Genomic DNA, 22,999 nt, shown 5'->3' on the forward strand with positions numbered 1-22,999 from the left:
GCAGAATGCGCCACTCGCCGTGGCGCCGTGCGGTGTCGCGGCCGGGGCTCCACCCTGCCCCCATCTCTACCCTCACGTCAGGATAGAGTTGTTGCGGTCAGGGCCGGGTGAACATGTCCGGTGAACGTACGGCCCCCGACCCTGCTCCGGCCCCAGCCCTTGCCCGGGCCTTCCGCAGAATGCCGTCCGACACCCCAGGCCCTCGGCCCGCAAGCCCGCAAGCCCGCAAGTCCCTTTCGCGCGCCCCGCTCGCCCGACGGCCGCGCCCGAGCACGACAGGCAGTCGCTCCCTTGTCCTTCACCGCGTCGTCCGCCACCCCTTCTCCCGGCAGCCGGTTGCGCTCCCTTTGTCCGGACTGGCTGCGTGACCCGAAGGTGTGGCGCACCGAGGTGCTGGCCGGGCTGGTGGTCGCGCTCGCGCTGATTCCCGAGGCGATCTCCTTCTCCGTCATCGCCGGGGTCGATCCGGCGATCGGCCTGTTCGCCTCGTTCACCATGGCCGTCACCATCGCCGTCGTCGGCGGACGCAGGGCGATGATCTCGGCCGCCACCGGAGCGGTCGCCCTCGTGATCGCACCGCTGAACCGCGAGCACGGCCTGGGGCACCTCGTCGCCGCGGTCATCCTCGCCGGCGTCCTCCAGGTGATCCTCGGCGCGCTCGGCGTGGCGAAGCTGATGCGGTTCGTCCCGCGCTCGGTGATGGTCGGCTTCGTCAACGCCCTCGCCGTCCTCATCTTCATGGCCCAGGTCCCCGAGCTGACCGGTGTGCCCTGGCCGGTGTATCCGCTGATCGCGGCCGGTCTGGCGCTGACGGTGTTCTTCCCGAAGGTCACCACGGTGGTGCCCGCGCCGCTGGTCTCCATCGCCGTCCTGACCGCACTCACCGTCGCAGCCGGCATCGCTGTGCCCACGGTCGGCGACAAGGGCCAACTGCCCTCCTCGCTGCCGGTGCCGGGCCTGCCGGACGTGCCCTTCACGCCGGACACCCTGACGACCATCGCCCCGTACGCCTTCGCCATGGCGCTGGTCGGCCTCATGGAGTCGCTGATGACCGCGAAGCTCGTCGACGACCTCACCGACACCCACTCCAGCAAGACCCGCGAGTCCATCGGGCAGGGCATCGCCAACATCGTCACCGGCTTCTTCGGCGGCATGGGCGGCTGCGCCATGATCGGCCAGACGATGATCAACGTGAAGGTGTCCGGGGCCCGCACCCGGCTCTCGACCTTCCTGGCCGGCGCGTTCCTGATGGTGCTGTGCATCGCCCTCGGGCCGGTCGTCTCCGACATTCCGATGGCCGCCCTGGTCGCGGTCATGATCATGGTGTCGTTCGCGACGTTCGACTGGCACTCCGTCGCGCCGAAGACCCTCAGGCGCATGCCGGCCGGGGAAATCGCCGTCATGGTGATCACGGTCGTCTGCGTGGTGGTCACCCACAACCTCGCCGTCGGCGTCGTCGTCGGCTCGATCACCGCGATGGCGGTCTTCGCCAAGCGGGTCGCCCACCGGGCGGAGGTCACCGCGGTGACCGATCCCGACGGCACGAGCGTGGTCTACCGCGTGAGCGGTGAGCTGTTCTTCGCCTCCTCCAACGACCTCGTCGGCCGGTTCGACTACGCGGGCGACCCCGACCGGGTCGTCATCGACCTGTCCGCCGCGCACATCTGGGACGCCTCCTCGGTCGCCGCCCTCGACGCCGTCGAGACCAAGTACGCCCAGCGCGGCAAGAGCGTCGAGATCGTCCACCTCGACGAACCGAGCGCTCATCTCCACGACAGGCTCAGCGGCGAACTCACCGCCGGGCACTGACGCACCGCCCGCTGCGAGAGGTGCGTCAGTCCTCCCGCGCCGGAGCCGTCAGCTGCCGCCCCGCCGCGAACTTCCGGCGCCAGGCGAGCGAGACGTACACCAGGGCGACCAGCACCGGCACCTCGATGAGCGGGCCGACGACGCCGGACAGCGCCTGCCCGGACGTGACGCCGAAGGTGGCGATGGCGACCGCGATGGCGAGCTCGAAGTTGTTGCTCGCCGCGGTGAACGCGAGGGTGGCGGTGCGGTCGTAGGCCAGGCCGACCGCCTTGCCGAGGGCGAAGGTCCCGAACCACATCACCGCTGGGCGGTCAGAAGAGCGAGTGCAGCAGCTTGTTCGGTGAGCCGCTGCCGGCCCGCTGCACCACGCCGTTCGTGGCGTTGGCCGTCAGGGCGTCGGCGACCTGCGCCGGGGTGGCCGACGGGCGACCGGCCAGGTGGAGCGCGGCGACGCCCGCGACGTGCGGCGTGGCCATCGACGTGCCGCTGATCGTGCTGGTGGCGCTGTCGCCGGTGCTCCACGCCGAGGTGATGCCGACGCCCGGGGCGAACAGGTCCAGGCACGTGCCGTAGTTGGACCAGGACGCCTTCGTGTCGGTCCTGTCGGTCGCGCCGACGGTGAGGGCCTCGGGGACACGGGCCGGTGAGTACTTGCAGGCGTCCTGCGCCCTGCCACCGGTGTTGCCGTTGCCCGCGGCGATCGCGTAAGTGACGCCCGAGGCGATGGAGTTCTGCACCGCCGTGTCGAGGGTGGAGTTGGCGCCGCCGCCGAGACTCATGTTGGCCACCGCGGGCTTGACGGCGTTCGCGGTCACCCAGTCGACGCCGGCGACGACACCCGAGAAGGTGCCCGAACCGTTGCAGTCGAGGACCCGCACGCCGACGACCGAGGCGGCCTTGGCGACGCCGTACGTCGATCCCGCGGCGGTTCCGGCAACATGGGTGCCGTGGCCGTTGCAGTCGTTGCCGTTCTGGCCGTCGCCGACGGTGTCGGTGCCGATGCTCGCGCGACCGCCGAACTCGCTGTGGCCGACGCGGACTCCGGTGTCGATCACGTACAAACGGACCCCGGACGCCGTGGTGTTGTACGTGTACGAGCCGTCCAGGGGAAGCAGGCGCTGGTCGATGCGGTCCAGGCCCCAAGTGGCGTCGGCCTGCACGGTGTTGATCCTGACCCGGGCGTCCTGCTCGACGTAGTCGACGCGCGGGTCGGCGGCGAGCCGGTGCGCCCGGGCGGCGGTCATCCGCGCGGCGAATCCGCGCACCGAGGAGCGGTAGACGTGGGTGACGTCGGCGTTGTGCGCCGCGGCGAGGTCACGCGCGGCGGCGCGGACCAACTCCTGGGGCGTGTCCTTGAGGACCACGATCCAGCCGTCGGACACGGCGGTGCCCACCGGGGCGAGACGGACATCGGGAGCGGGAGCGGCCGTTGCCGGGGCGGCGGGGGTGGCCGCGAGGAGTCCCGCGGCGAGAGCGGTGGCGGGAACGAGCGCGCGGAGTCGTCGAGTGGGGAATCTCATCGGTCAACCAGACCCTTCGTTGTCCGGGTTGCGGGCAAGTGCAGGCCGTGCGGTGGAACTGCCGCCCGGGGTGGCCGGGTGGCTTCGGCGGACGGTTGGTCAGGCCCTTCGCCGGGACGCGCGTCGTCACGCGCCCGCCGGTTCCGTCGTCCGGGCGGGCGGGGCGACGCCGCGCAACATTGACATGCGCACATCGGTGGCGGCAAGGGTGCGGCGCCCTTCCGCCGCGCGTGGGGGAGGGGAGACCTCCGGTGCGCCGGAGTCCTGTCGGCATCCTGCGGGGCCATCGCTTCGGACTCGGCCGGATTTCCCCTTGCGTTCGACAGCCGACCCCTTGTTCCGTGATGTGCTTAGGTTAGGCTAACCTCTGCGGCGTGCGAGTTGATGAAGAGACCCCGGCAGCCGTCCGGCCACGCGGTCATGAACTTTCGGCCACGGGCGTCACCGTGGCGTACGACGGCGTCGACGTCGTCCATGACGCCTCACTGGCACTGCGACCCGGTGAGGTGACCGTCCTGGTCGGGCCGAACGGCAGCGGGAAGTCGACACTGCTGCGCACCATCGCCCGCCTGCAGCGGCCGCGGACCGCCACCCTCGTCATCGACGGCGACACCGACGGACTCGCCCTGAGCCCGCGGGAGTTCTCCCGCCACACGGCGCTGCTGACGCAAGGCCGCCCCACCCCCAGCGGCCTGACGGTCCGGGACGTGGTCGAATTCGGCCGCTACCCGTACCGGGGCCGCTGGGGCAGGGCCGACCCGGGAGGCCGCGCCGCCGTCGACCGCGCGCTCGCCCTGACCGGCGTGGCCGAACTCGCCGACCGGGGCGTCGAACACCTCTCCGGCGGACAGCTCCAGCGGGTCTGGCTCGCCGGCTGCCTCGCCCAGGAGACCGGCGTGCTCCTCCTCGACGAACCGACCACCTACCTCGACCTGCGCTACCAGGTCGAACTCCTCGACCTCATGCGCGACCTGGCCGACGACCACGGCATCGCCGTGGGCGCCGTCCTCCACGACCTCGACCAGGCCGCCGCCGTCGCCGACCGGATCGTCCTGCTGCACGCCGGACGCGTCGTCGCCGAGGGTTTCCCCGAGGACGTCCTGACCGCCGAACGCCTCACCGAGACCTACGGCATCCGCATCGAGGTCGACCCCGACCCCCTCACCGGCCGGCTCCGCACCCGTGCGATCGGCCGGCACCACACGCGAAGCGAAAGGCTCAGCACCTCCTCATGAGACGACAGCTCCTCACCGCCGCGGTCGCCGCGGCGGCCCTCACCCTGACCGCCTGCGGAACCACCGAGCCCGCCGCCGACGACAAGACGAAGAAGACCGCCGAGAAGATCACCCTCACCGACGCCACCGGCGCGAAGGTCGAACTCGACGGGCCCGCCAAGAAGGTCGTCGGCACCGAGTGGAACGTCGTCGAGAGCCTCGTGTCCCTGGGCGTCGACCCGGCCGGCGTCGCCGACGTCAAGGGCTACAAGACCTGGAACACCGCCGTACCGCTGAAGAACGACCCCAAGGACATCGGCACCCGCGGCGAGCCCAGCATGGACACCGTCGCCGCCCTCAAGCCCGACCTGGTCATCGCCACCAACGACCTGCCGCCGGCCGCGGTCGAGCAACTGCGCAAGGTCGCCCCCGTCCTGACGCTGAAGGCCGCCGACGCGGCCGACCCGGTCGGGCGGATGACGAAAAACCTCGACCTCATCGCCCGGGCCACCGGCACCACCGCGAAGGCCGACGAGCTCAAGAAGGAGTTCGAGGCGAACGCCGAGCAGGGCAAGAAGGCCCTCGCCGACGCCGGCCTGGCCGGGGCGCGCTACGCCTTCGCCGACGGCTACATCGTCTCCAATCAGGTCTCCGTCCGGCCCTTCACCGACGGCTCCCTCATCGGCGGCGTTAACGAGATGCTCGGTCTGAAGAACGCCTGGACCGTCAAGGGCGACAAGGCGTACGGCCTCGGCGCGACCGACGTCGAGGGCCTCACCAAGCTCGGCGACGACGTCCACTTCGCCTACATCGGCAACGACGGGGACAAGAACAGCACCCCCTTCACCGGCGTCCTCGCCAAGGACAAGGTGTGGACCTCCCTGCCGTTCGTGAAGAACGGCGACGTCCACCGACTGCCCGACGGCATCTGGATGTTCGGCGGCACCGGGTCGATGAACAAGTACATCGACTCCGTCGTCACCGCCCTGACGAAGAAGTAGGACCATGGCCGTCACCGCAACCACCCCCGCCACCCGTCCGTCGGCGGTCACGTCCCGGACGGGCGCGACCGCGGTGACGGCCGCGCTCCTCCTCCTCGTCACGGCCCTCGCGCTCGTCGGCATCACCCAGGGCACCGCCTCCGTCGGCGCGCCCGAGGTCCTCAAAGCCCTCACCGGCAGGGCCGATCCCGCCGACGCGTCCGTCGTCATCGCCTCCCGGCTGCCCCGGACGGCCGCGGGACTGCTCGTCGGGATGGTGCTCGGCATGGCCGGCGCCGCCCTCCAGGCGGTCACCCGCAACGTCCTCGCCGCGCCGGACACCCTGGCCGTCAACGCCGGCTCCTACCTCGCCCTCGGGACCGCCGCCGCGACAGGCCTCTCCCTGCCGCTGCTCGCCTCGTCCGGCATCGCCTTCGTCGGCGGTCTCGCCGCCGCGGCCGTCGTCCTCGGCCTGTCGGGCCTGGGCACCGGCACCGTACGCCTCGTCCTCGCCGGCAGCGCCCTCACCCTCGGCCTCACCGCCGTCACCGAAGGCCTGCTCCTGCTGTTCCCCCAGCAGACCGAGGGCGTCTACCACTGGAACCAGGGCAGCATCTCCCAGAGCGGCTTCGACGGCGTCCTCCAGATGGCCCCCATCGGCGTCCTCGGCCTCGCCGGACTCCTGTTCCTCGCCCGCCGGATGGACACCCTCGCGCTCGGCGACGACGCCGCCCGCGGCCTCGGCGTCCCCGTCCGCACCACCCGCATCACGGCCGTCGTCCTCGCGGCCCTCCTCTCCACCGCCGCCGTCACCCTGGCCGGCCCCGTCGGCTTCGTCGGCCTCTGCGCCCCCGCGCTCGTCCGCCCCCTCGCCCGCCGCATCCGCGCCTACGCCAAGACCCGCGTCGGCATCCCCGTCGCCGGTCTCGTCGGAGCCGCGCTGGTGCTCGGCGCCGACATGCTGCTGCGCGCCCTGGTCCCCGCGGACACCGCCGTCGCCGTGCCGACCGGCGTCGTCACCAGCCTCGTCGGCGCGGCCTTCGTGGTGGCCATGGCCACGCGGCTGCGGGACACCGGCGGCGTCACCGCCGACCGGCTGCGCATCAGGAGCCGGACCGCCTTCCTCACCACCACGGCGGTCCTGGCCGTCGTCCTCGTCGGCGTGACGATCGCCGCCGTCCTGCTCGGCGACGCCAAGCTGCTCCTGGGCGACGTGACCAACTGGGCCCTGGGCCGGGCGGGACAGACCGTCGGCTTCGTCCTGGACACCCGCGTCCCCCGGGTCCTCGCCGCGCTCCTCGCGGGCGCCGCCCTCGCCCTCGCCGGCACGCTCGTCCAGGCCGTCACCCGCAACCCGCTCGCCGAGCCCGGCATCCTGGGCGTCTCAGGCGGCGCCGCGCTCGGCGCCGTACTCCTCGTCACCACCGTGCCCCTCGCGGGGTCGTGGAGCGTGGCCGCCGCCGCCTTCGGGGGAGCCGCGGTCGCCTCCCTGCTCCTCTTCGGCCTCGCCGCGCGCGGCGGATTCCAGCAGACGAGGCTCGTCCTCATCGGCTTCGCCATCCACTCGGGAGCCGCCGCCCTCGTCAGCCTGCTCATCATCCTCACCGACCCGTTCAACGCGACCAAGGCGCTCACCTGGCTGTCCGGCTCCACCTACGGCCGCACCCTGCCCGACGCGCTGCCGCTCGCCGTCGCCCTCGCCGTGGGAGTGGCCGTCGCCGTCGCCCGCCGCACCGAGCTCGACCTCGTCTCCCTCGACGAGGACACCCCGAGGCTCCTCGGACTGCCGCTCGGCCGCGGGCGCCTCGGCTTCCTCGCCCTCGGCGTGGTCCTGAGCGCCGCCGCCGTGGCCGCCGCCGGCACGATCGGCTTCGTCGGACTCGTCGCCCCTCACGCGGCCCGCGCCCTCGTCGGCCGGCAGCACGCACGCGTCGTCCCGGTCGCCGTCCTCCTCGGCGCCGTCCTCGTCTGCACCGCGGACCTGGTCGGCCGCACGGTCATCGCACCGGCCCAGCTCGGAGCGGGCCTCATGACCGCGGTGATCGGAACGCCGTACTTCCTCTACTTGCTGGTGCGCAGCCGCCGTTAGGCGACGCCGGCCGTCCGGGGCCGGGCCCGAGCAGATCCCGGCGAAGGCATCCGTCCTTCCCCTCATCGGTCAGATCGCGGCGAGGCGGCTCACCAGGAGCTCGACCCTGCTCGCGGTGTCGGCCGGTGGCAGCCGTCCCGCGCGGGTCAGGGTGGCCAGGCCGTGGAGGGACGCCCAGAACACCTCGGTGAACAGGCCCGGCTGGACGCCGTCCCCGGTGACCTCGGTGAGGGTTTCCTTCAGAGCGGCGAAGCCGTCCTTCAGCGGTTCCGGAGTGCTCTCCTCGGCGAACGCCAGGCCGGTGTCGAGCTGGAACATCGCGTCGTACACCGCGGGACGGCGCTCGGCGAAGTCCAGGTAGGCGCGGGCGAGGGCGGTGACACGGGCGCGCGGACCGTCCGCGGTCGCGGTGGCGGCCCGCAGCGTCGCGGCCAACTCGGTGGCGCCTTCCAGGGCGACGGCGCCGATGATCTCGCGTTTGCCGCGGAAGTGGCTGTAGAGGACGGGCTGGCTGTACTCGATGCGCTCGGCGAGCCGGCGGGTGGTGACGGCGTCCCAGCCCTGCTGCTCGGCGAGTTCACGGGCCGTCGCGACGATGAGGCGCTCGCGGTCCGCCCGTTCACGCTCCCTGCGTTCCTGTACCGACATGACTCGATCCTAGCGCTGCTAGACAAGCGAGCGGCAGTAGAACTAGCATTGCTTCATCATCTAGCAGTGCTAGATCTCTGGAGGGGTCGTCATGCTCAACGCACTTGAGGTGTTCACCACCGTGGTCGTCGGCCTGATGGTGGGGGTCGAGTTCTCCGTCGCCTTCGTCATCAACCCGCTCCTCAACGCGCTCCCCGAGGACAGCGGCGTGCTCGGCCGTGCCCACGGGGGCCGGATGCTCGGCGCCGTGATGCCCGTCTGGTACATCACGTCGCTCGTCCTCACCGGCGTGTGGGCCGTCGCGGAGTGGCACCGCCCCGGCGTCGGCCTCGTCGTCACCGCCGCCGCGCTGCTGATCCTGAGCGTCGTCATGTCGCTGCTGCTGCTCGTCCCGATCAACAACCGGAGCAAGACGTGGACCCCGGGGAATCGCCCCGAGAACTGGAAGGAACAGCGCAACCGCTGGGACCGCTTCCACTACGTCCGCGTCGCCGTCGTCGTCGCCGCCTTCACTCTGCTGGCGACGGCATGAAGACGGCCCTGTCCAGCGGCGGGGGTGCTGGGCGGGTCGTCCTCGGCGTGAACGCCGCTACGACAGCCGTGGGCCGGCCGCGACGCGGCGCAGCAGTCGTGCGTACCGGCTCCAGCGCGCCGGGTCGGCGACCGTTCCGGCGCAGGCCTGTTCGGCGCGGTCGAGGCTGTCCTCCAGGCACGCGTCGTGCAGCGGCCGCCACACGAGGGGCCAGCTGAGGCGGGCCGCCCCGCGCGTGTTCATGGCGAGGACGTGACGCAGCACCGTGTGGTCGTCGTCGACGCCGAAGACCGCGTACTCGTGGAACCCGTCGAAGCCGCGCGGGCCGGTGAAGGTGAAACGCACCCAGGTGGAGGGGACGTACGCGGCCACGGTGTAGCGCACCGGCCCATGGCCGCCGGCCGCCCCGGGGGAAAGGGGGCGGTCGAACTCCATCGGTGGCCACAGCCGGTGGGGCCACAGCATGTCGCAGTCGCCGGAGAGCGTGTCGAGCAGAGCGCCCACCTCGCTCCGCTTGGCGGGCAACAGGCGCTCGTGAACGTCGTAGACAGCCATGCGGCCTCCCGTGGCCAGTTCTAGAGAGTGTTCTCTATTATTGTGGATAGTACCCTCCAGGGCATGGCGAGACCAGCCCACTTCGACACGGACCGCTTCCTCGACGCCGCGGTGCGCCAGGCCTGCGAGCGTGGCCCCGCCGCGGTGAGCATGTCGGCGGTGGCCAAGGACGTGGGCGCCCCGAGCGGTTCGGTGTACCACCGGTTCAGCGGACGGGCCGACCTGCTCGCCCAGTTGTGGCTCCGGACGGTCGAGAGGTTCCAGGAGGGCTACTTCAACGCCCTGGAAGCGAAGGCCGATCCGCAGCGGGCCGGCCGTGCGGCGGCACGGCACGTCGTCTCCTGGAGCCGCGCCCACCCGGAGGAGGCGGCTCTTCTCCTCTACGGCGCCGCCGACTTCGGCTCCGCCGAATGGTCCGAGGAGCACCTGGGCCGCGCGGACCGGGGGAACCAGCGCGTGCACGCAGCGATCGCTTCCCTCGCCGCCGCCCTGGGCGCCGAGGACCCCCGGGGGGTCGAGCGGGTCGCGCTGGCCCTGGTCGATCTGCCGCTGTCCCTGGTACGCCGTCATCTGAGGGCGGGTACGGGACTCCCGGCCCATGCCGAGGACCTCGCCGAGGAGGCCGCCGCCGCGCTCCTCGCCTCACGCCCCCCGGACTCGTGACCTCCGCACATGGGCGTAGGCGCACCGGCCCCCCGGCTGGGGCGAGCTGCCGTTGACGCGAACTCACGCCGGCCGTGGACGACATGGCATGGTGCCGTGCTCCCGCGGAGTGGAGCGCAGCGCGGGAGCACGGGTCGGTGGGTGTGGTCAGCCGTTGCTGCCGGGTGGGGGTGTGACGGGGCCGGGCCAGGCGAAGGTGTTGGTGTAGAGCCGCACCTTCGGGTCCTCGATCGTGTAGTAACCGACCGTGTCGTACGAGGTGGTGGCGAAGTCCAGCCGGCCGTCGCCGTTGAAGTCGGCCACGGCGATCCGGGCCGTGGACTCGGTGCCGATCTGCTGCTCGACGAGGACGTTCCCCTCGGCGTCGAGCTTGTAGTAGAAGACGCCCTGCGCGGGGGCGGGGCCTCGCATGCCGATGAGGAACTCGTCGTCCCCGTCGTTGTCGAAGTCCGCCACGACCACGTGGTGCCCGACGGCGTCGTACTCGGCGCTGGGTCGCGGGAAGGTCTTCAGCCGGGTGCGGCGCCAGGGCTTGGTGAAGGGGGACGCCGTTCCGTTGGGCCGCACGTAGGCGGCGACGGTGTTGCCGTGGAAGGGCTCCATGGTGACGATCACCGCACAGCGGCGGCCGCCGATCCGCCCGACCGCGAGGTTTCCGCTGCCGCGGAACCAGCGGTCGAGCTCCTCGGACTTCTGGGGCGGCACGCCCGCGCCGATCGTGTAGTGCTGCCAGGGGCTTTCGGGGGCCGGCCCGGGACCCGGGCCCAGCCAGCTGATCCCCTCGGCGGAGGCGAGCAGGAACGACTCCCGGTCCGGTCGCGGGGTGCCCGGGTAGCGGTCCGTCGCCACGCCGTGCACGACGGTGAAGTGGCTGGTGTCCACGGCGCGGCCCGCCCACTCCTGCGCGCTCGTCACGTCGTCCGGCAGGTCGTAGATCATGACGTGCACGGGGGAGTTGACGCCCGTCGCCCCTCCCTGCGGCCCGACCACCGGAAACGCGGCGAGCTGCACGCGCCGGTCCGTGGTGAAGTGACCGAGGCGCAGCCGGTGGGCCGACACCAGGTCGGCGACGTGCCTGCGGGTCCACGGCGTGTCGGGCCTGCCCGGTCCGGGGTTCTGCAGCCAGGAGATCTTGCCGTCCTGCGGGCCGCAGTTGAACATGCAGTTGCCGTAGTCGTGGCTGAGGACCAGGTCCGGCAGGCCGTCACCGGTGAGGTCCGCCGCGTCCAGGGCGACCGGCTTGCGGTCGGTCAGGGACACGATGGTCCGCTTGGTCCAGTCCGGATTCCGGTACCAGACGACCTGGCCCTTGGTGAGGCCGGAGGCGACCAGGTCGGGACGGCCGTCGCCGTCGATGTCGACGGCCTGGAGGAAGTACCCGTCCTGGGGGTCGGCATCGATGACCGACTCGGTGAACTTCGGTGTGGCGTAGGTCGTCATCGGATCAGCCCCTGGAGGTAGTCGGCGGCCACCTTGGCGTACTGCAGGGGCGGACGCGGGCCGTGCGGGTCCTGTTCGGCCTCGACCACCAGCCACCCCTTGTACTGCCTGGACGCCAGGGCGCTGAGGATGTCGAAGAAGGGAACTGTGCCGGTGAAGTCGCCCGGCACGGTGAAGATGCCCGCCCTGACGAACTCCTCGAAGCTGCCCGAGGCGAGGCCGGGCCGGTCGCGGACCGCGGGGCGGATGTTCTTCAGGTGCACGTGCTTGATGCGGCTGCCGTGTGCGTTGATCACGGCCACCGGGTCGCCGCCGGCCCAGTAGAGGTGGCCGGTGTCCAGGAGCAGGTGGACGTACTCGGCGTCGGTGCGGTGCATGAGCGTGTCCACCTCGCCCTGGGTCTGGACGCCGGTGCCCATGTGGGGGTGGTACACGAGTTGGAAGCCCCGCTCCTTGGCGAGCTTGCCGGCCTCGTTCAGCCCTTCGGTCAGCAACCTCCACTGGTCCTCGGTGAACTTGGGCTTGGAGTCGCTGAGGCTGATCGGCATGAGGTGGACGGAGTTGCCGAATTCGGCCACTCCGATGCTCGTCGTGGGCACCGGCCCCTTGATCTGGGAGAGGAAGTCCATCCGCTCCTCGAAGGCGGCGATCGTCCTCTTCTCCATGCCGGGCACGGTGAAGAAGGTGCTCACCCACGGTTCGGTGATGCTGAGGCCGCGCAGCGCCAGGGCCGCGTTCAACTCGTTCACGTCCGTGGGGAACTTGTGGCCGATGCTGCAGCCCTTGAAGCCCGCGAGGGCGAGTTCGCTGACGCACTGTTCGAAGGGGATGTCGTCGCCCAGCCCCGGTCGGCGGCCCGGCGAGACTCGTCAGCGGCGCTCTGTGCGGGCTGACGGGAGGTCAATCGCGTGTCCAAGCCCACGAACTTGGTGAACTCGTAGGAGCGCCCGTCCCGCACCGGCACCGTCGCGGCCTGATGCGCGGTCAGGCCCTCGCCGCGGCGGACCCAGCCACGCACCGGCACGCCCCTGTCGGGGCGCAGGGTCGACACGACCGCCCCGGCGACGCCGGTGCCGTCGGTCCGGAACGGCACGGCGATCCGGTCGCCCCCGGAGCCGCCCGGCCCGTCCGAGGTCGCGGCGATCCGCCGTGCCCCGCGGCCGTCGATCAGGTCGGTGACGGTGGCACTGCCGCGCCAGTGCGGGGTCATGCGCAGCCGTACGGCGCCGACGTGCCGGTACCTGCGGTCGGCGACGACGTCGTAGACCAGGTCCGTGGCCCGCCCGTCGCGGGTGGTCCAGGTCAGCGAGGTGCGGACCAGTCCGCAGCGCAGGAAGACGGTCTGCCGGTAGTCGCTGATCCGGTCCGTGGGGGTGGACGGGTCGAACGTCTCGCGCCCGGCGCCGACGGTCAGCCCCGACCAGGTGGGCAGGGCCGCGGCGACGTGCCGGTCCTCGGCGGTCTGCTTGTTGTGCGCGTACAGACCGGCCACGAACGCGCCGTCGTAGCGAGGGGTCTTCAGGGGCCAGCCCGTCTTCCGCTCGGAGTCGGAGTAGCCCGTGCCGGCGGGCGGAAGGCTCTGCCCCAGATAGCCGTTGGCGACGTAGGCGTGGTGGTCGTTCTTCGGGTCCGTCGATGTGAGCGCCCAGTCGGGCGGCGCCGCATGCCCCTCGGTGGGGCATTGTTGGGCCGACGCCCGCGAAAGCCGTACGCCGGCCCCATCGCCTCCTGCCGAGGCCTGAGTCGGGGGAGCGGCGGCCGCGAGGGACGAGGCGCCGAGCAGGGTGCCGATGAGCAGAAGGATCGTCAGCCGGGTGGGGCGTGGCCGTGGTAAGGCCGACGCCGCCCGCTTGTGTGCGTGCGACATCAGGGAACTCCACTGTGATGTGGGACGAGTGGGTGTCGGACGCGCGGCGTGTTGCGGGCACGTGAACACGTGCCCCGGCATGCACGCCGACGCGCGAGGCGGCCGGGGCGCCGAACGGCGCGTGCCGCGACTGGCGGGAATCGTCAGCGGACTCGTATGTCCGGTGTTCCCGAGAGGCGGCCACGAAGGCCGGCTATCCAGGGACCGTTGGGCCGACGGACGGCGACGTCCACACCCTTCGCAGTCATGCCTGCTGCCCTCCCCGGGGTGGCGGCCCCTCTCGACTGCTCGCTACCCAAAGAGACTTGACGGTAACCGTACGTAGTGGAGCGGGCGGAGTGAACATGCGGCGCATCCGCCGATCACACGTGCGCGGGAGCGAGAGCGAAGGTCGGCACCAGGGCCGGGTCGTTGCGGTACGTGCGATCAACGTTGCTGTCGCGCGGTCGGGGTGGGGCGGCCGGTCGCGGGCCGGGGGTCGGCCGGCTCGCCTCGCGGCGTCAGGTCCCGTGAGGCGATGCGGTCCATGTGGCGTGCGAACACCGCCTGCGCGTCGGGGTTCATGCGGGCCAGCGCGACCATGCCGGTGACGATGACGTCGCAGACCTCGGCCTCCACGTCGTCCCAGCTGTGGGAGTGACCTTTGCGGGGGTTCTGTCCCAAGGCCCCGATCACCGCCTCGGCGACCTCGCCCGCCTCCTCCTGGATCTTGAGGAGCTGGAGCAGGACGCGTTGTTCGCGGGGAAGGGTCGAGTGGGCTTCCAGCAGGGCGGCAAGACGGGCGATCGTCTGCCAGGTGTCAGTCATGCGTGTCTCTCTTCCTGTTTCCGCGGGAAGGGGATGCGGGGGACGACCCCTCTGCGACGCCCGTGCACCGGTACGCGTCACCGGTCCTGAGCCAGAGCGACCAACTCCGCGAACAGGCCACCGGAGCCGACCAGTTCCTCGTACCCGCCCTGCTCGGTGATCCGGCCCTTGTCCATGACGACGATGCGGTCGGCGAGGCGGGTGTTCTCCAACTGGTGCGTGACCACGATGGTGATGCGGTCTCGGGCGCCGCCTTTGACCTTCTCGAAGATCTGATGCTCGCCCCGGGCGTCCATCTGGGAGGTGGGTTCGTCAAGGATGAGCAGTTCGGGGCGCCGGTAGATCGCGCGGGAGCACGCCAGGCGCTGCCACTGCCCGCCGGAGAGTTCGGCGCCCCCGAACACTTCGCGGGCGAGCAGCGTCTCGATCCCGTCGGGCAGCGCCTCGACGGCCTCCCGCATGCCGACGGCGTCGATCGCTGCCCACACCGGCTCGTCGTCGCGGGTGCGGGGCTGGCCGAGGGTGACGTTCTCGCGTACCCGCAGGGGCCATTGGGCGAAGAGCTGCGGCACGAGCCCCGTGCGGGCCCAGACGCTGTCCTGGTCGAGGGCGGCGAGGTCGGCGCCGTTCCACAGCACGCGGCCCTTGTCCGCCAGGTAGATGCCGGTGATCAAGCGCAGGAGGGTGGACTTGCCGCTGCCGTTCTCGCCGACGACGGCCAGGATCTCTCCTCGGCGCAGTGTGAGCGAGACGCCGTCGACGGCCGGGCGGTCCTTGCCGGGGTACTGGTAGACCACGTCGTCGATCCGGATGTCCTCCAGGATCGCGGGCGCCGGCGACGTGCCGCGCTGCGGGGCCCGCCCCGCGGCGTCGTCGAGGAACGTCTGCATGTCCGTCAGGTACAGGCTGGTGTGGAACAGGGCCGCGCCGTTGATGACGACCTGGGAGAGCGCCGCGAGGGTGGTCTGAACGGCGACGACCGCGGTCGCGGCGACGGCGAGTTCGACACGCCCGGTGACGGCCAGCCAGGCGAGGGCGGCCCAGGCCAGCAGCAGGAAGAAGCCGCCGGCCGTCGAGGTCAGCAGGGTGATGCGCAGGGTTCGCGGGGCCACGTCCAGGAGCCGGCGGTCGATGCGCCCGGACAGAGACCGGTACCAGAACAGCAGATAGCCGGTCATGCCGTTGGCGCGGACCTCGTCGCCGTGCTTCGGTGTGGTGGCCCACCAGCGCATCATGTGGCGCACGTTGCGGTCGGAGACGTTCGCGTAGTGCATCTCGTAGTCGACGCGCGCGGTGAGAACGGCGCCGACTCCGGCAGGCAGGACGGCGAGGAGGAGCAGCGGCAGCATCGCCCAGTGCAGCACCGACAGAACTCCGCTCGCGGCGGCCATCCTGATGAGAGCGGCCATGAACCGCTGCGCGTCGTTCACCATCACGTGCGTGCGGGTCACGCCCATCTCGGCGGCTTCCTGCCGGTCGGCGAAGCCGTCCTGGGCGTAGGCGGCGGCTTCGACCCGGCACACCGCCTCGACCAGCGCGCTGTCCGCGTACGTCGTCAGCAGCGGGGTGAGCCTGCGGTCCGCGTACGAGGCGAGCGCGCCGGAGAGCCGCGCGAGCGCCGCCGCGCCGGCCACGACGAGCAGCGCGGGGAGCGCCTGCTGGAGACGGTCGGCCACGGCTCCGGGGCCGAGGATCGGGCGCATGGCGCGGGCGGTCGCGGCCAGCCCCACCGCGGCGGCGGCACCGGTGACCACCTGGCAGGCGGCGAGAAGGAGAACGGCCGTGCGGTCGAGCCGCCATGCCATCCGGCAGATGCGACGCAGCACGGACGGCAGACGGGCGCACATGTGCGTGAAGGACACGTCGCCCAGCGGGTTGACGGAGTATTCGCCGCTGTAGCGGATCTCCGCAGGTGGCGGAGGTGGCGGTGTCGCATCGTTCACTTTCGAGGCGTCAGTCACAGTCACCTGTGTCCCTCCTGCGGGTCCGGTGCCGCACCTGCGTGGTTCGGCGGTGCACGGCATAACGACCCGGCACCGGAATCGAACGCGCTCGATTCCGGACGCGTTGCACCCCTTGAAACGCAAGGGGGCGAGCGCGGAGACGCAGTGTTGGGGCGGTTCTCGAGTGTGGAGTGGTGTCCGAATCGCCGACGGCGGAGACAGCTGTGACGAATGAGGTTACGAGCGGGCGTTCGACGGGTGCGCGATGCCGCGGGCAGTGCAGGCTCCGCACGTGCGTCGTCTCAAGCGCGGCGGAGCGGTCGGCGGCGGGATCGTCTTCCTGCTCCGCCGCAAGCGCACCTGAGATCCCGGACCTCACCCCGATCTCCGCCACCCGGGCAGCCCCGCCCGAGTGGCGGACCTCGGCGCCCGACACCGCTTGTCCACAGGCTGCTCCACGCATCACGCGGCCCTGCCAGACTTGCGTCATGGCGGCACACACGAACAGGACCAGCGCCCTTGACGCCGAGACAGCGGCACCCGATCCGCCCCGCGTCGCCTGGCGCAAACACATGAGACAGCGCGTCCTGGACGCCGCCCGCGAGTTGACCTGCGCCTCGGGCTGGGACCAAGTGAGCCTGTCCGCCGTCGCCGCCGCGGCCGAGGTGTCGCGGCCCTCCGTCTACAAGGAGTTCGGCAACCGCGCGGGCCTCGGCCACGCCCTGGTGGTGAGGGAGACGCACGAATTCCTGGAGAGCGTGGCGCAGGCCCTATACCCCGGGCTCCCGGACACCCGCGCCTCCCTGGAGGAGGCCATTCACTTCGTCCTCACCGAGGCGCACGAGAATCCGCTGATACGGGCCGTCGTGATCGCCGCCCGGGAAGGCTCCGACAGTCTGCTGCCCTACCTCACCGCCCGCGCCGACCCCATCTTCGACGCCGCCCAGCTCCTGCTGCGCGCGTGGTTCACCGAGCGCTTCCCCGAACGGGACGAGGCACTCGTCGACACGGCAGCGGACATCACCGTCCGCATGACCATCAGCCACCTCGTCCTCCCGGGCGACGACCCCCGACGCACGGCACAGCGGCTATCCGAGGCGGTGCTCAAGGTGCTGGCGGCCGGCGAACGCTGAGGTCATGCCTGGCGGGTTCTGCCCGGCCCGCCGCGGGGCCGGGTGATTCTCGGCCGTGGCCGGGTGGGCGAGCCCGGTGAGGTGCCCATGGACGGGGCCACGGATCAGGCACAACGGGCTAGAGCGGGAACTGATCGCGGCCCTGGCCCCCACCTACTGGCTTCTGCTCCTGGCCCGGCCGCTGACCGCCCTGGCTCAGGCGCTGCTCTGGGCCGTGGTGGGGCCGGTCGCGGTGGGCCTGTTCGCTCGCGACGTCCGCGGGCGTGTGGTCGGGGCGGTGTCCGTCGCCGGCTCGCCGGCCCTCGTGCTCGGCGTGCCCGCCGGTACCTGGCTGGGCCGGCACGGCGGCCGGCAGGCGCCCGCCGTCCCCCGGCCACTGCGCCGGACGGTGAACTGGTCACGCGTCCTCAGGCCCGGCCGCCCGTCTCGCTCGAGCGACGCTTCACGACCCGGGCCCCGGATCGCCGCCGCGCTTGAGGCATTCGTTCGCGGCGTCGAGCCAGTCACCCGCCGGTTCAACGGCCTGCTCGCGCTCGACGCCGGAGTCCACCTTCCCGTCGGAAGGGCGGGCGTCGTCAGCGATGGCGCGGGCCTGCACCCGGGGCGCGCCGGCCGGCTCGGCACGGATCTGACGACGGGCCGGACACCGGAGGCCGCCCTGCGGTGCGTCAGCCGCGCCGGGTGGCCCAGGGTTCCGCCGAAGGACGAAGGGACCAGCATCAAACGACCAGCATCAAGCGGAACACCCGTTCACCGCTGCCCGCGACGGCGCCAGATGCCGTACGGGACGGCCGCCAGGACAAGGACAAGAACGCCGGCGGCTCCGACACCAGCGGCAAGGCGGCCCCACCCCATGCCCCCACTTCCATCGTCGTCGGTGGTCTTCGCCGTCTCCTCGCGGCCGTTCACGGTGATCGCCGCGACGTTGTTGTCCTTGTCCGGATCACGCTCCGCGTAACCGCCGTCGACGAGCGCCTGCACGCGCCCCGCGGCTCCCGCTCCCGTCTCCTCGTCGATACGGAATCGCAGCACCTCGGTGTCCGACTCACCGGACCTCAGCCCTTTGCCGGCGCAGGAGTACCGCTTCGCACCCGGCTCCCAGGGGCCGCAGATCCAATACGGTTCCTCGTCCGCCTCCGGGTCCGGGGACGGCTTCTCCGGCGGGATCAGGGTCGTTCCCTCGGGCGGGACGACCAGGTAGCGAAGGTATCTGCCGCTGACCTGACCCGGGCCGCCGTTACGCAGCCCGACCTTCAGCTGGACGATGTCTCCGGTCCGGCCACGGAGATCCCCGGCCACGGCCTGGATGTCAACGTGCTGTGTGGTGACGACGGGGACGTGAGAGAAGTCGGGGCTGAAGCCTTTGGGCTCGGTCGGCTTCAAGCCCAGTTCGGGTCCCGTTCCGGGGACGGTGTATTCGGCCTCGTTGAAATAGGGTCCGGCGTCCTGACCCGGTGCGAAGATGTTCACGATCACCGAGCTCTTCGTCAGGTCCTTCCCGCCGCGCAGGACGAACGGCGCGTCGAAGTCGTATGCCTTGCCCGGCTCCACGCGAGTGTCGAAGAAGCAGTACGCCCTGGACTGGCTGGTCTCGGTGTAGCGGCAGTTGCGGTGTCCGCGGTCGATCTCCAGCCCCGGGCCGGCCGACACCGTCACCCCGAACCCGGTTGCGGCGATGGATCCGTGGTTGAGTATGCCGCCCCGCATCACCACGGGCTTGTCCGCTGCCGCGTCCTCGATGGAGAGCTTCCTGCCCCACAACTCCGGTGACCCCGCCGTCATCACCGTCTCGGCCTCGGCCCGCTGCCCGTCAGGGCCGGTGGCGGTCAGGCGCACAGTGCCGTGACGGCCCGGTTCGGCGGCCTTGTCGGCGCCGAGGACAACCAGATCCACCATGCTGAAGTGCTGCCGCGAGGAGGTGAGACGGCAGGTGAAGACGTACCCCGCGCCCTCCGTGCAGGCCCGCTTGGCATACAGCCGCACCACGCCCTTCACCTCCGAGGCGTCCACAGTGAGCGTGACACCCCGCACGGAAGCCCCGCTGCCCGCATCGACCGTCACCGGCAGCGCCACGCGGACCGGGTCGGACACCTGCGTGTAGTACGCCCCCGGGACGTGGACCGTCAGCCCGTCCCCGTCCCCGTCCCCGTCACCATCGGCCTGCGGCGCGCCGACCGCTCCCGTCGCTGACGCCCCCAGCACGGCGGCCGCCACAACAGGCCCCCATCTCCTCATCATTGCCTGAGCATGCACAGCTCCGGACAACGTGAAGATCACGCGGCCGAATCGGTTGTGCCTCAATGCCCGTACACGCGACGAGGCGCGACCAGTGCCGACCGCTGGTCGTGGAGCCGAGCCTGCCGCAGAAGATGACTGTGAGAATTGACTCTGCGAACGCTCCGCCCTCCGGAGGGAGCCGTGTGTCACCGTCCGGTACCGGTCGAGTTGCGCTGTGGGTTTCCCTCTGGTTCGGCTCTCGTTCAGTGGTGTGAGCTGGCCGGCATGATGTCTCGTGCCTCGGCCCGGAGGGCCGCCGTCTGTGTCCTGTTCGCACTGCTCGTCGGATGCGGAGACAACGGCGGTGGCGGCGGGACCGACGACGGGGCGGCCCGGCCGGATGCCTCCGGCCCCGTGCCGGGCGAGAGCCGTGGGCCGCGGACGGGCACCGGTTCGAAGGACCCGGACGACGTCAACGGCGACGGGCACCGCGATCTGCTGATGACCGTGCCCGTCCGTACACCGGGCAGCCAGGGCACGGAGACCCGGCTGGCTGTCGTCTTCGGATCGGAGAACGGCCTCGACCCGACACGCCGCACCGTCTACAGTCGCCCCGATCTGGGACTGCCCACGCACGGGAGCGAGAACGGCGGAGACTCGGCCACGTCCACCCGCACCCTGTACGGAGTGACCACCGCGGATCTCGACGGGGACGGCTTCCCGGACTTCGTGACACGGGTGGGCACACGCCCGACCCGGGAGGAGGCCCGCCGGACCGGGGTGACGACGAGCTCCCGCCCAGACACGTACGTCTCGTGGGGAGGACCCACGGGGCCACGGCACGGTGCCGAGGCGGTACGGCTGCGGCTGCCCGCCACGGCCGCCGCACAGGGCCTCTCGCAGCTCACTCGCGGCGATTTCGACGGCGACGGCCACATGGACCTGGCGGGAACCCGGCAGGACGGCACGAGCGTGGACCTGCTGTACGGGCCGTTCACCCGTGGCGGAGTCCCGTCCCGGGTGGGCAGCAGGTGGGTGTCCGAGGAAGGGGCCGCCTCGTACGGCGGGCTGGTCGCGGACGAGCCGGCGACATCGGGAAAGCCCCGCGCGACCAGCCTCTTCGTGCACTTCGGCGACGACGGTGAGCAGCGGGGCGGCGTGCTGTTCGCCGCCGGGAACGGTGGCGGAGGCGGCATCGCCGCGACCGGACGCCCGGTACGGGCCGGGAACACCTTCACCTTCGGGGACTTCGACGGCGACGGCGCACGGGACCTGGCCGTGGGGGACAACGGCAGCCGCAACAACGAGCCCGGCTACGAGACCGAGCCGCCCGAGGTCGACGGTTCGTACGCCGTCTACTTCGGCAAGGGCGGCGCCCCAGGCGTCCACCGGCTGCCGAAGGCACCGTCCTCGTCCCGCACGTTCTTCGCCTTCGACCCCGACGGCGACGGAAGGGACGGGTTGTTGGTGGCCGAGGCGGCCGGACCCGCCGTCCTGCTCGACGGCGAGCGCGAGGCGGGGAGCCTGTCGCGGTCCGGACCGGGCAACGTGGACGGCCGCCGCATTCCGGCGAACGCCCGGAGCGCGACCGTGACCGCCGTCGCCGACTTCGACGACGACGGCAGGGACGAGGCAGTCCTCAACTGGTCGCCGAGGACACTGAGCGCCACGTACGGCTCGGTGCCGATCCGGTGGTGGATCACGGACGGACTGACGGGCAGGGACCGTGCGGCTTTCCCCGTGGAGGCGTTCGCGCGGGACTGACCGGCGGCGACGGCGTCTCACTGACCCCTGGGCGGATGCCTCTGTGCCTGATTCGCCGGAAGGCCCGAGGCACGCGGACGGGGCGGGGTCACCGGGTCGCCAAAGTGTTCTGTCGCACCAACTCGGTCATCGTCGCGATGTCCGGGGACAGCCAGCGATCGTCCTTCAGCGGTGGGACGCTCTGGCGGATGAGGTGGTGCAACCGCTCGGTGTCGGCGTCCAGGCGGAGGCCGTTCATGTCCTCCTTGATCAGGTCGATCCCCTGGGCGTCCATCATCAGCAGCACCGCTAGGACTGTTTCGAAGCGGTCGAGGTTCTCGTGCAGGTTCCGTGCCGAGGCCATGGCCATCGTGTTGTGGTCCTCTTGGCCGTCCTTCTCGGGCCGCGACAGTACGCCCGCGGGCGCTGCCCTGGTCTGCATCTCCGGAATGAGCGCCGCGGCCGTCGTCTGGGCCTGCACCATCCCGGAGTTCAGGCCGACCGGCGGGTGGGCCAGGTTGGCCGGCAGGCCGTAACTCCACCGCGTGGACAGCAGACGCGCGGAGAGTTCGTGGGCCAGCACGGCGACATCGGTGATCTGGGCGTTGAGGCTGTCCAGGGCGTGGCCGATCTGGGCGCCGTCCCAGTTGCCGCCCATGACGAACTCGTAGCCTCCGCCCTCCTTCTCGAACAGCAGCGGATTGGAGGTGGAGGCGTTCGCCTCGCGCTCCAGGGTCGTCCGCGCCTCGCGCAAGGTCTGGGTCAGCGTGGCGGCGATGTGCGGGGCCGCCCGTACGGACACGGCGTCCTGGACGCGTGGATGGTCCTCGCCCAGACGCTTTCGGCCTTCATCGGTCATCCACTCGCTGTCACCGGTCAACTCCCGCAGACGCGCGGCGACCGCGATCTCGGCCGGGATGCGCCGCTCGTCATGGGTACGTGCGTCCAGGGAGCCCTTCTCCGCCCGGGTCGCCTCCATGAACAGGGCGAAGGCACCCTCGAACTGTGACTCCAGCGACGAGGCCCGGTCGACGGCGTGTACGTAGCGGGCCGTCAGCAGTCCGCTGCCGCTGATGATCGGCAGCGCCTCACCCGCCTGAAGAGTGAACGACGTGTCGAGGCCCGCCCTTCTCAGCGTGACGTCGGCCGGTGCCGTGCGTCCCCGGTAGCGGGCCGGGGCCTTCTCGCCGGTCAGTACGAGTCCGGCCGCGGCCATCGGCTGGAGGTTACCGGTGCCGAGTGAGCCGATCTGCGGCATCACCGGCGTGACGCCGGCGTTGACCAGCGAGAGCATCCGCTCGACCAGGGCCGGCCGTACGCCCATCTTGGCGCGGGCCATCGCGTTGGCCCGCAGCACGAGCGCGAGGCGGGCCTCGCCGTCCGGTACGTCGGGGCCCACTCCGGCCGCGTGTGAGCGCAGGATCCGGCGCTGGAACTCCTCTTGCTGCTCGGGCTCCAGAGGGCGGTCCTTCAGGGGGCCGAGCGCCTGGTTCCAGCCGTACACGCGCTGGCCCGCTCCCAGGGTCCGCAGCGCCCCTTCGCGGGCCTTGCGCATCCGCTCGGCCGCCTCCGGAGCCAGCCTGAACGTGACTTGCTCACCGCGGACGACGCGCCGCATGTCCGTGAAGGTCAGTGAATCTCCGTCGAGTACCACCTCCCGGGCGGAGGAGACCGAATACGCGGACCGCTGCGGTGAGTCCGCCGTGGCGGGAGCGGATCCGGTCAGCGGTGTGAGACCTAACGCGGCGATCAGCGTGAGAGCAATGCCCGTAGAACGAAATGCCATGCGCGAAGTATGGGAAGCCGTCACACGGGTTGTCGGCAACGGCGCGCAGGGTG

General features: G+C 71.5%; 18 protein-coding genes and 2 pseudogenes. 9 read left to right on the plus strand and 11 right to left on the minus strand.

The window, feature by feature from the left end; genetic code table 11:
• Window positions 1-291 precede the first annotated feature (291 nt).
• Complete coding sequence (locus ACZ7D7_RS10495; RefSeq protein WP_470823606.1) at window positions 292-1,809, plus strand: SulP family inorganic anion transporter; 1,518 nt, start codon at window positions 292-294, stop codon at window positions 1,807-1,809.
• Window positions 1,810-1,834: 25 nt separating this feature from the next.
• Here the strand turns inward: ACZ7D7_RS10495 and ACZ7D7_RS10500 are convergent.
• A pseudogene (locus tag ACZ7D7_RS10500) lies at window positions 1,835-2,113 on the minus strand (arsenic resistance protein); the annotation flags it as partial.
• Between the two features lie 7 nt (window positions 2,114-2,120).
• On the minus strand, window positions 2,121-3,329 hold the full coding sequence (locus ACZ7D7_RS10505) for a S8 family peptidase (protein WP_470823607.1): 1,209 nt from the start codon (window positions 3,327-3,329) through the stop codon (window positions 2,121-2,123).
• A 374-nt stretch (window positions 3,330-3,703) separates the two neighbouring features.
• Between ACZ7D7_RS10505 and ACZ7D7_RS10510 the strand changes: the two genes are divergently transcribed.
• Genes ACZ7D7_RS10510 through ACZ7D7_RS10520 form a run of 3 tightly spaced genes read left to right on the plus strand, consistent with a single transcriptional unit; the run spans window position 3,704 to window position 7,612 of the window.
• Window positions 3,704-4,564, plus strand: a complete 861-nt coding sequence (locus ACZ7D7_RS10510; RefSeq protein WP_470823608.1) for an ABC transporter ATP-binding protein — start codon at window positions 3,704-3,706, stop codon at window positions 4,562-4,564.
• A complete protein-coding gene (locus ACZ7D7_RS10515; RefSeq protein WP_470823609.1) occupies window positions 4,561-5,544 on the plus strand; it encodes an iron-siderophore ABC transporter substrate-binding protein in 984 nt (327 codons plus the stop codon). Before ACZ7D7_RS10510 ends, ACZ7D7_RS10515 begins: the two co-directional genes overlap by 4 nt.
• A gap of 4 nt (window positions 5,545-5,548) precedes the next feature.
• Complete coding sequence (locus ACZ7D7_RS10520) at window positions 5,549-7,612, plus strand: iron ABC transporter permease (protein ID WP_470823610.1); 2,064 nt, start codon at window positions 5,549-5,551, stop codon at window positions 7,610-7,612.
• Between the two features lie 69 nt (window positions 7,613-7,681).
• On the opposite strand, the gene ACZ7D7_RS10525 is transcribed toward ACZ7D7_RS10520, so the two are convergent.
• On the minus strand, window positions 7,682-8,260 hold the full coding sequence (locus ACZ7D7_RS10525) for a TetR/AcrR family transcriptional regulator (RefSeq protein ID WP_470823611.1): 579 nt from the start codon (window positions 8,258-8,260) through the stop codon (window positions 7,682-7,684).
• 91 nt (window positions 8,261-8,351) lie between these two features.
• Here ACZ7D7_RS10525 and ACZ7D7_RS10530 point away from each other — a divergent pair, with 91 nt between their 5' ends.
• Window positions 8,352-8,792, plus strand: coding sequence for an anthrone oxygenase family protein (locus tag ACZ7D7_RS10530; RefSeq protein WP_470823612.1), 441 nt, complete (start codon window positions 8,352-8,354; stop codon window positions 8,790-8,792).
• Between the two features lie 57 nt (window positions 8,793-8,849).
• On the opposite strand, the gene ACZ7D7_RS10535 is transcribed toward ACZ7D7_RS10530, so the two are convergent.
• Window positions 8,850-9,347: an SRPBCC family protein gene (locus tag ACZ7D7_RS10535; RefSeq protein ID WP_470823613.1), complete on the minus strand. Its 498-nt coding sequence runs from the start codon at window positions 9,345-9,347 to the stop codon at window positions 8,850-8,852.
• A gap of 63 nt (window positions 9,348-9,410) precedes the next feature.
• Here ACZ7D7_RS10535 and ACZ7D7_RS10540 point away from each other — a divergent pair, with 63 nt between their 5' ends.
• On the plus strand, window positions 9,411-10,010 hold the full coding sequence (locus ACZ7D7_RS10540) for a TetR/AcrR family transcriptional regulator (protein WP_470823614.1): 600 nt from the start codon (window positions 9,411-9,413) through the stop codon (window positions 10,008-10,010).
• Window positions 10,011-10,157: 147 nt separating this feature from the next.
• On the opposite strand, the gene ACZ7D7_RS10545 is transcribed toward ACZ7D7_RS10540, so the two are convergent.
• The 5 genes from ACZ7D7_RS10545 to ACZ7D7_RS10565 form a co-directional block, all read right to left on the minus strand.
• On the minus strand, window positions 10,158-11,450 hold the full coding sequence (locus ACZ7D7_RS10545; protein WP_470823615.1) for an FG-GAP repeat domain-containing protein: 1,293 nt from the start codon (window positions 11,448-11,450) through the stop codon (window positions 10,158-10,160).
• Entirely contained in the window at window positions 11,447-12,292 is an 846-nt protein-coding gene (gene iolE, locus ACZ7D7_RS10550; protein ID WP_470823703.1) for a myo-inosose-2 dehydratase, read from the minus strand. The genes ACZ7D7_RS10545 and iolE overlap by 4 nt, the downstream gene beginning before the upstream one ends.
• Window positions 12,196-13,317: a hypothetical protein gene (locus ACZ7D7_RS10555; RefSeq protein WP_470823616.1), complete on the minus strand. Its 1,122-nt coding sequence runs from the start codon at window positions 13,315-13,317 to the stop codon at window positions 12,196-12,198. The genes iolE and ACZ7D7_RS10555 overlap by 97 nt, the downstream gene beginning before the upstream one ends.
• A gap of 426 nt (window positions 13,318-13,743) precedes the next feature.
• Window positions 13,744-14,124, minus strand: a complete 381-nt coding sequence (locus tag ACZ7D7_RS10560) for a MazG-like family protein (protein ID WP_470823617.1) — start codon at window positions 14,122-14,124, stop codon at window positions 13,744-13,746.
• 77 nt (window positions 14,125-14,201) lie between these two features.
• Window positions 14,202-16,148: an ATP-binding cassette domain-containing protein gene (locus tag ACZ7D7_RS10565; RefSeq protein ID WP_470823618.1), complete on the minus strand. Its 1,947-nt coding sequence runs from the start codon at window positions 16,146-16,148 to the stop codon at window positions 14,202-14,204.
• Window positions 16,149-16,555: 407 nt separating this feature from the next.
• On the opposite strand from ACZ7D7_RS10565, the gene ACZ7D7_RS10570 reads away from it, so the two are divergent.
• Both ACZ7D7_RS10570 and ACZ7D7_RS10575 read left to right on the plus strand, forming a co-directional pair.
• Window positions 16,556-17,200, plus strand: coding sequence for a TetR/AcrR family transcriptional regulator (locus ACZ7D7_RS10570; protein WP_470823619.1), 645 nt, complete (start codon window positions 16,556-16,558; stop codon window positions 17,198-17,200).
• A gap of 133 nt (window positions 17,201-17,333) precedes the next feature.
• Window positions 17,334-17,561, plus strand: a pseudogene (locus tag ACZ7D7_RS10575) (MFS transporter); the annotation flags it as partial.
• Between the two features lie 389 nt (window positions 17,562-17,950).
• On the opposite strand, the gene ACZ7D7_RS10580 reads toward ACZ7D7_RS10575, so the two are convergent.
• Complete coding sequence (locus ACZ7D7_RS10580) at window positions 17,951-19,438, minus strand: hypothetical protein (RefSeq protein ID WP_470823620.1); 1,488 nt, start codon at window positions 19,436-19,438, stop codon at window positions 17,951-17,953.
• 264 nt (window positions 19,439-19,702) lie between these two features.
• Here ACZ7D7_RS10580 and ACZ7D7_RS10585 point away from each other — a divergent pair, with 264 nt between their 5' ends.
• Complete coding sequence (locus tag ACZ7D7_RS10585) at window positions 19,703-21,181, plus strand: hypothetical protein (RefSeq protein WP_470823621.1); 1,479 nt, start codon at window positions 19,703-19,705, stop codon at window positions 21,179-21,181.
• Window positions 21,182-21,269: 88 nt separating this feature from the next.
• Here ACZ7D7_RS10585 and ACZ7D7_RS10590 read toward each other — a convergent pair whose 3' ends face one another.
• A complete protein-coding gene (locus tag ACZ7D7_RS10590) occupies window positions 21,270-22,946 on the minus strand; it encodes an HAL/PAL/TAL family ammonia-lyase (RefSeq protein WP_470823622.1) in 1,677 nt (558 codons plus the stop codon).
• Window positions 22,947-22,999 lie beyond the last annotated feature (53 nt).

The sequence above is a fragment of the Streptomyces sp. NPDC037054 genome (assembly GCF_055606745.1).

Bases quoted from the DNA above. Each gene is read 5' to 3' on its own strand.
- ACZ7D7_RS10560 (WP_470823617.1), bottom strand. From the start codon at position 14,124: ATGACTGACACCTGGCAGACGATCGCCCGTCTTGCCGCCCTGCTGGAA.
- ACZ7D7_RS10535 (WP_470823613.1), bottom strand. From the start codon at position 9,347: ATGGCTGTCTACGACGTTCACGAGCGCCTGTTGCCCGCCAAGCGGAGC.
- ACZ7D7_RS10525 (WP_470823611.1), bottom strand. From the start codon at position 8,260: ATGTCGGTACAGGAACGCAGGGAGCGTGAACGGGCGGACCGCGAGCGC.
- ACZ7D7_RS10540 (WP_470823614.1), top strand. From the start codon at position 9,411: ATGGCGAGACCAGCCCACTTCGACACGGACCGCTTCCTCGACGCCGCG.
- ACZ7D7_RS10570 (WP_470823619.1), top strand. From the start codon at position 16,556: ATGGCGGCACACACGAACAGGACCAGCGCCCTTGACGCCGAGACAGCG.
- ACZ7D7_RS10545 (WP_470823615.1), bottom strand. From the start codon at position 11,450: ATGACGACCTACGCCACACCGAAGTTCACCGAGTCGGTCATCGATGCC.
- ACZ7D7_RS10565 (WP_470823618.1), bottom strand. From the start codon at position 16,148: ATGCCGTGCACCGCCGAACCACGCAGGTGCGGCACCGGACCCGCAGGA.
- ACZ7D7_RS10515 (WP_470823609.1), top strand. From the start codon at position 4,561: ATGAGACGACAGCTCCTCACCGCCGCGGTCGCCGCGGCGGCCCTCACC.
- ACZ7D7_RS10590 (WP_470823622.1), bottom strand. From the start codon at position 22,946: ATGGCATTTCGTTCTACGGGCATTGCTCTCACGCTGATCGCCGCGTTA.
- ACZ7D7_RS10555 (WP_470823616.1), bottom strand. From the start codon at position 13,317: ATGTCGCACGCACACAAGCGGGCGGCGTCGGCCTTACCACGGCCACGC.
- ACZ7D7_RS10585 (WP_470823621.1), top strand. From the start codon at position 19,703: ATGATGTCTCGTGCCTCGGCCCGGAGGGCCGCCGTCTGTGTCCTGTTC.
- ACZ7D7_RS10580 (WP_470823620.1), bottom strand. From the start codon at position 19,438: ATGATGAGGAGATGGGGGCCTGTTGTGGCGGCCGCCGTGCTGGGGGCG.
- ACZ7D7_RS10520 (WP_470823610.1), top strand. From the start codon at position 5,549: ATGGCCGTCACCGCAACCACCCCCGCCACCCGTCCGTCGGCGGTCACG.
- ACZ7D7_RS10505 (WP_470823607.1), bottom strand. From the start codon at position 3,329: ATGAGATTCCCCACTCGACGACTCCGCGCGCTCGTTCCCGCCACCGCT.
- ACZ7D7_RS10530 (WP_470823612.1), top strand. From the start codon at position 8,352: ATGCTCAACGCACTTGAGGTGTTCACCACCGTGGTCGTCGGCCTGATG.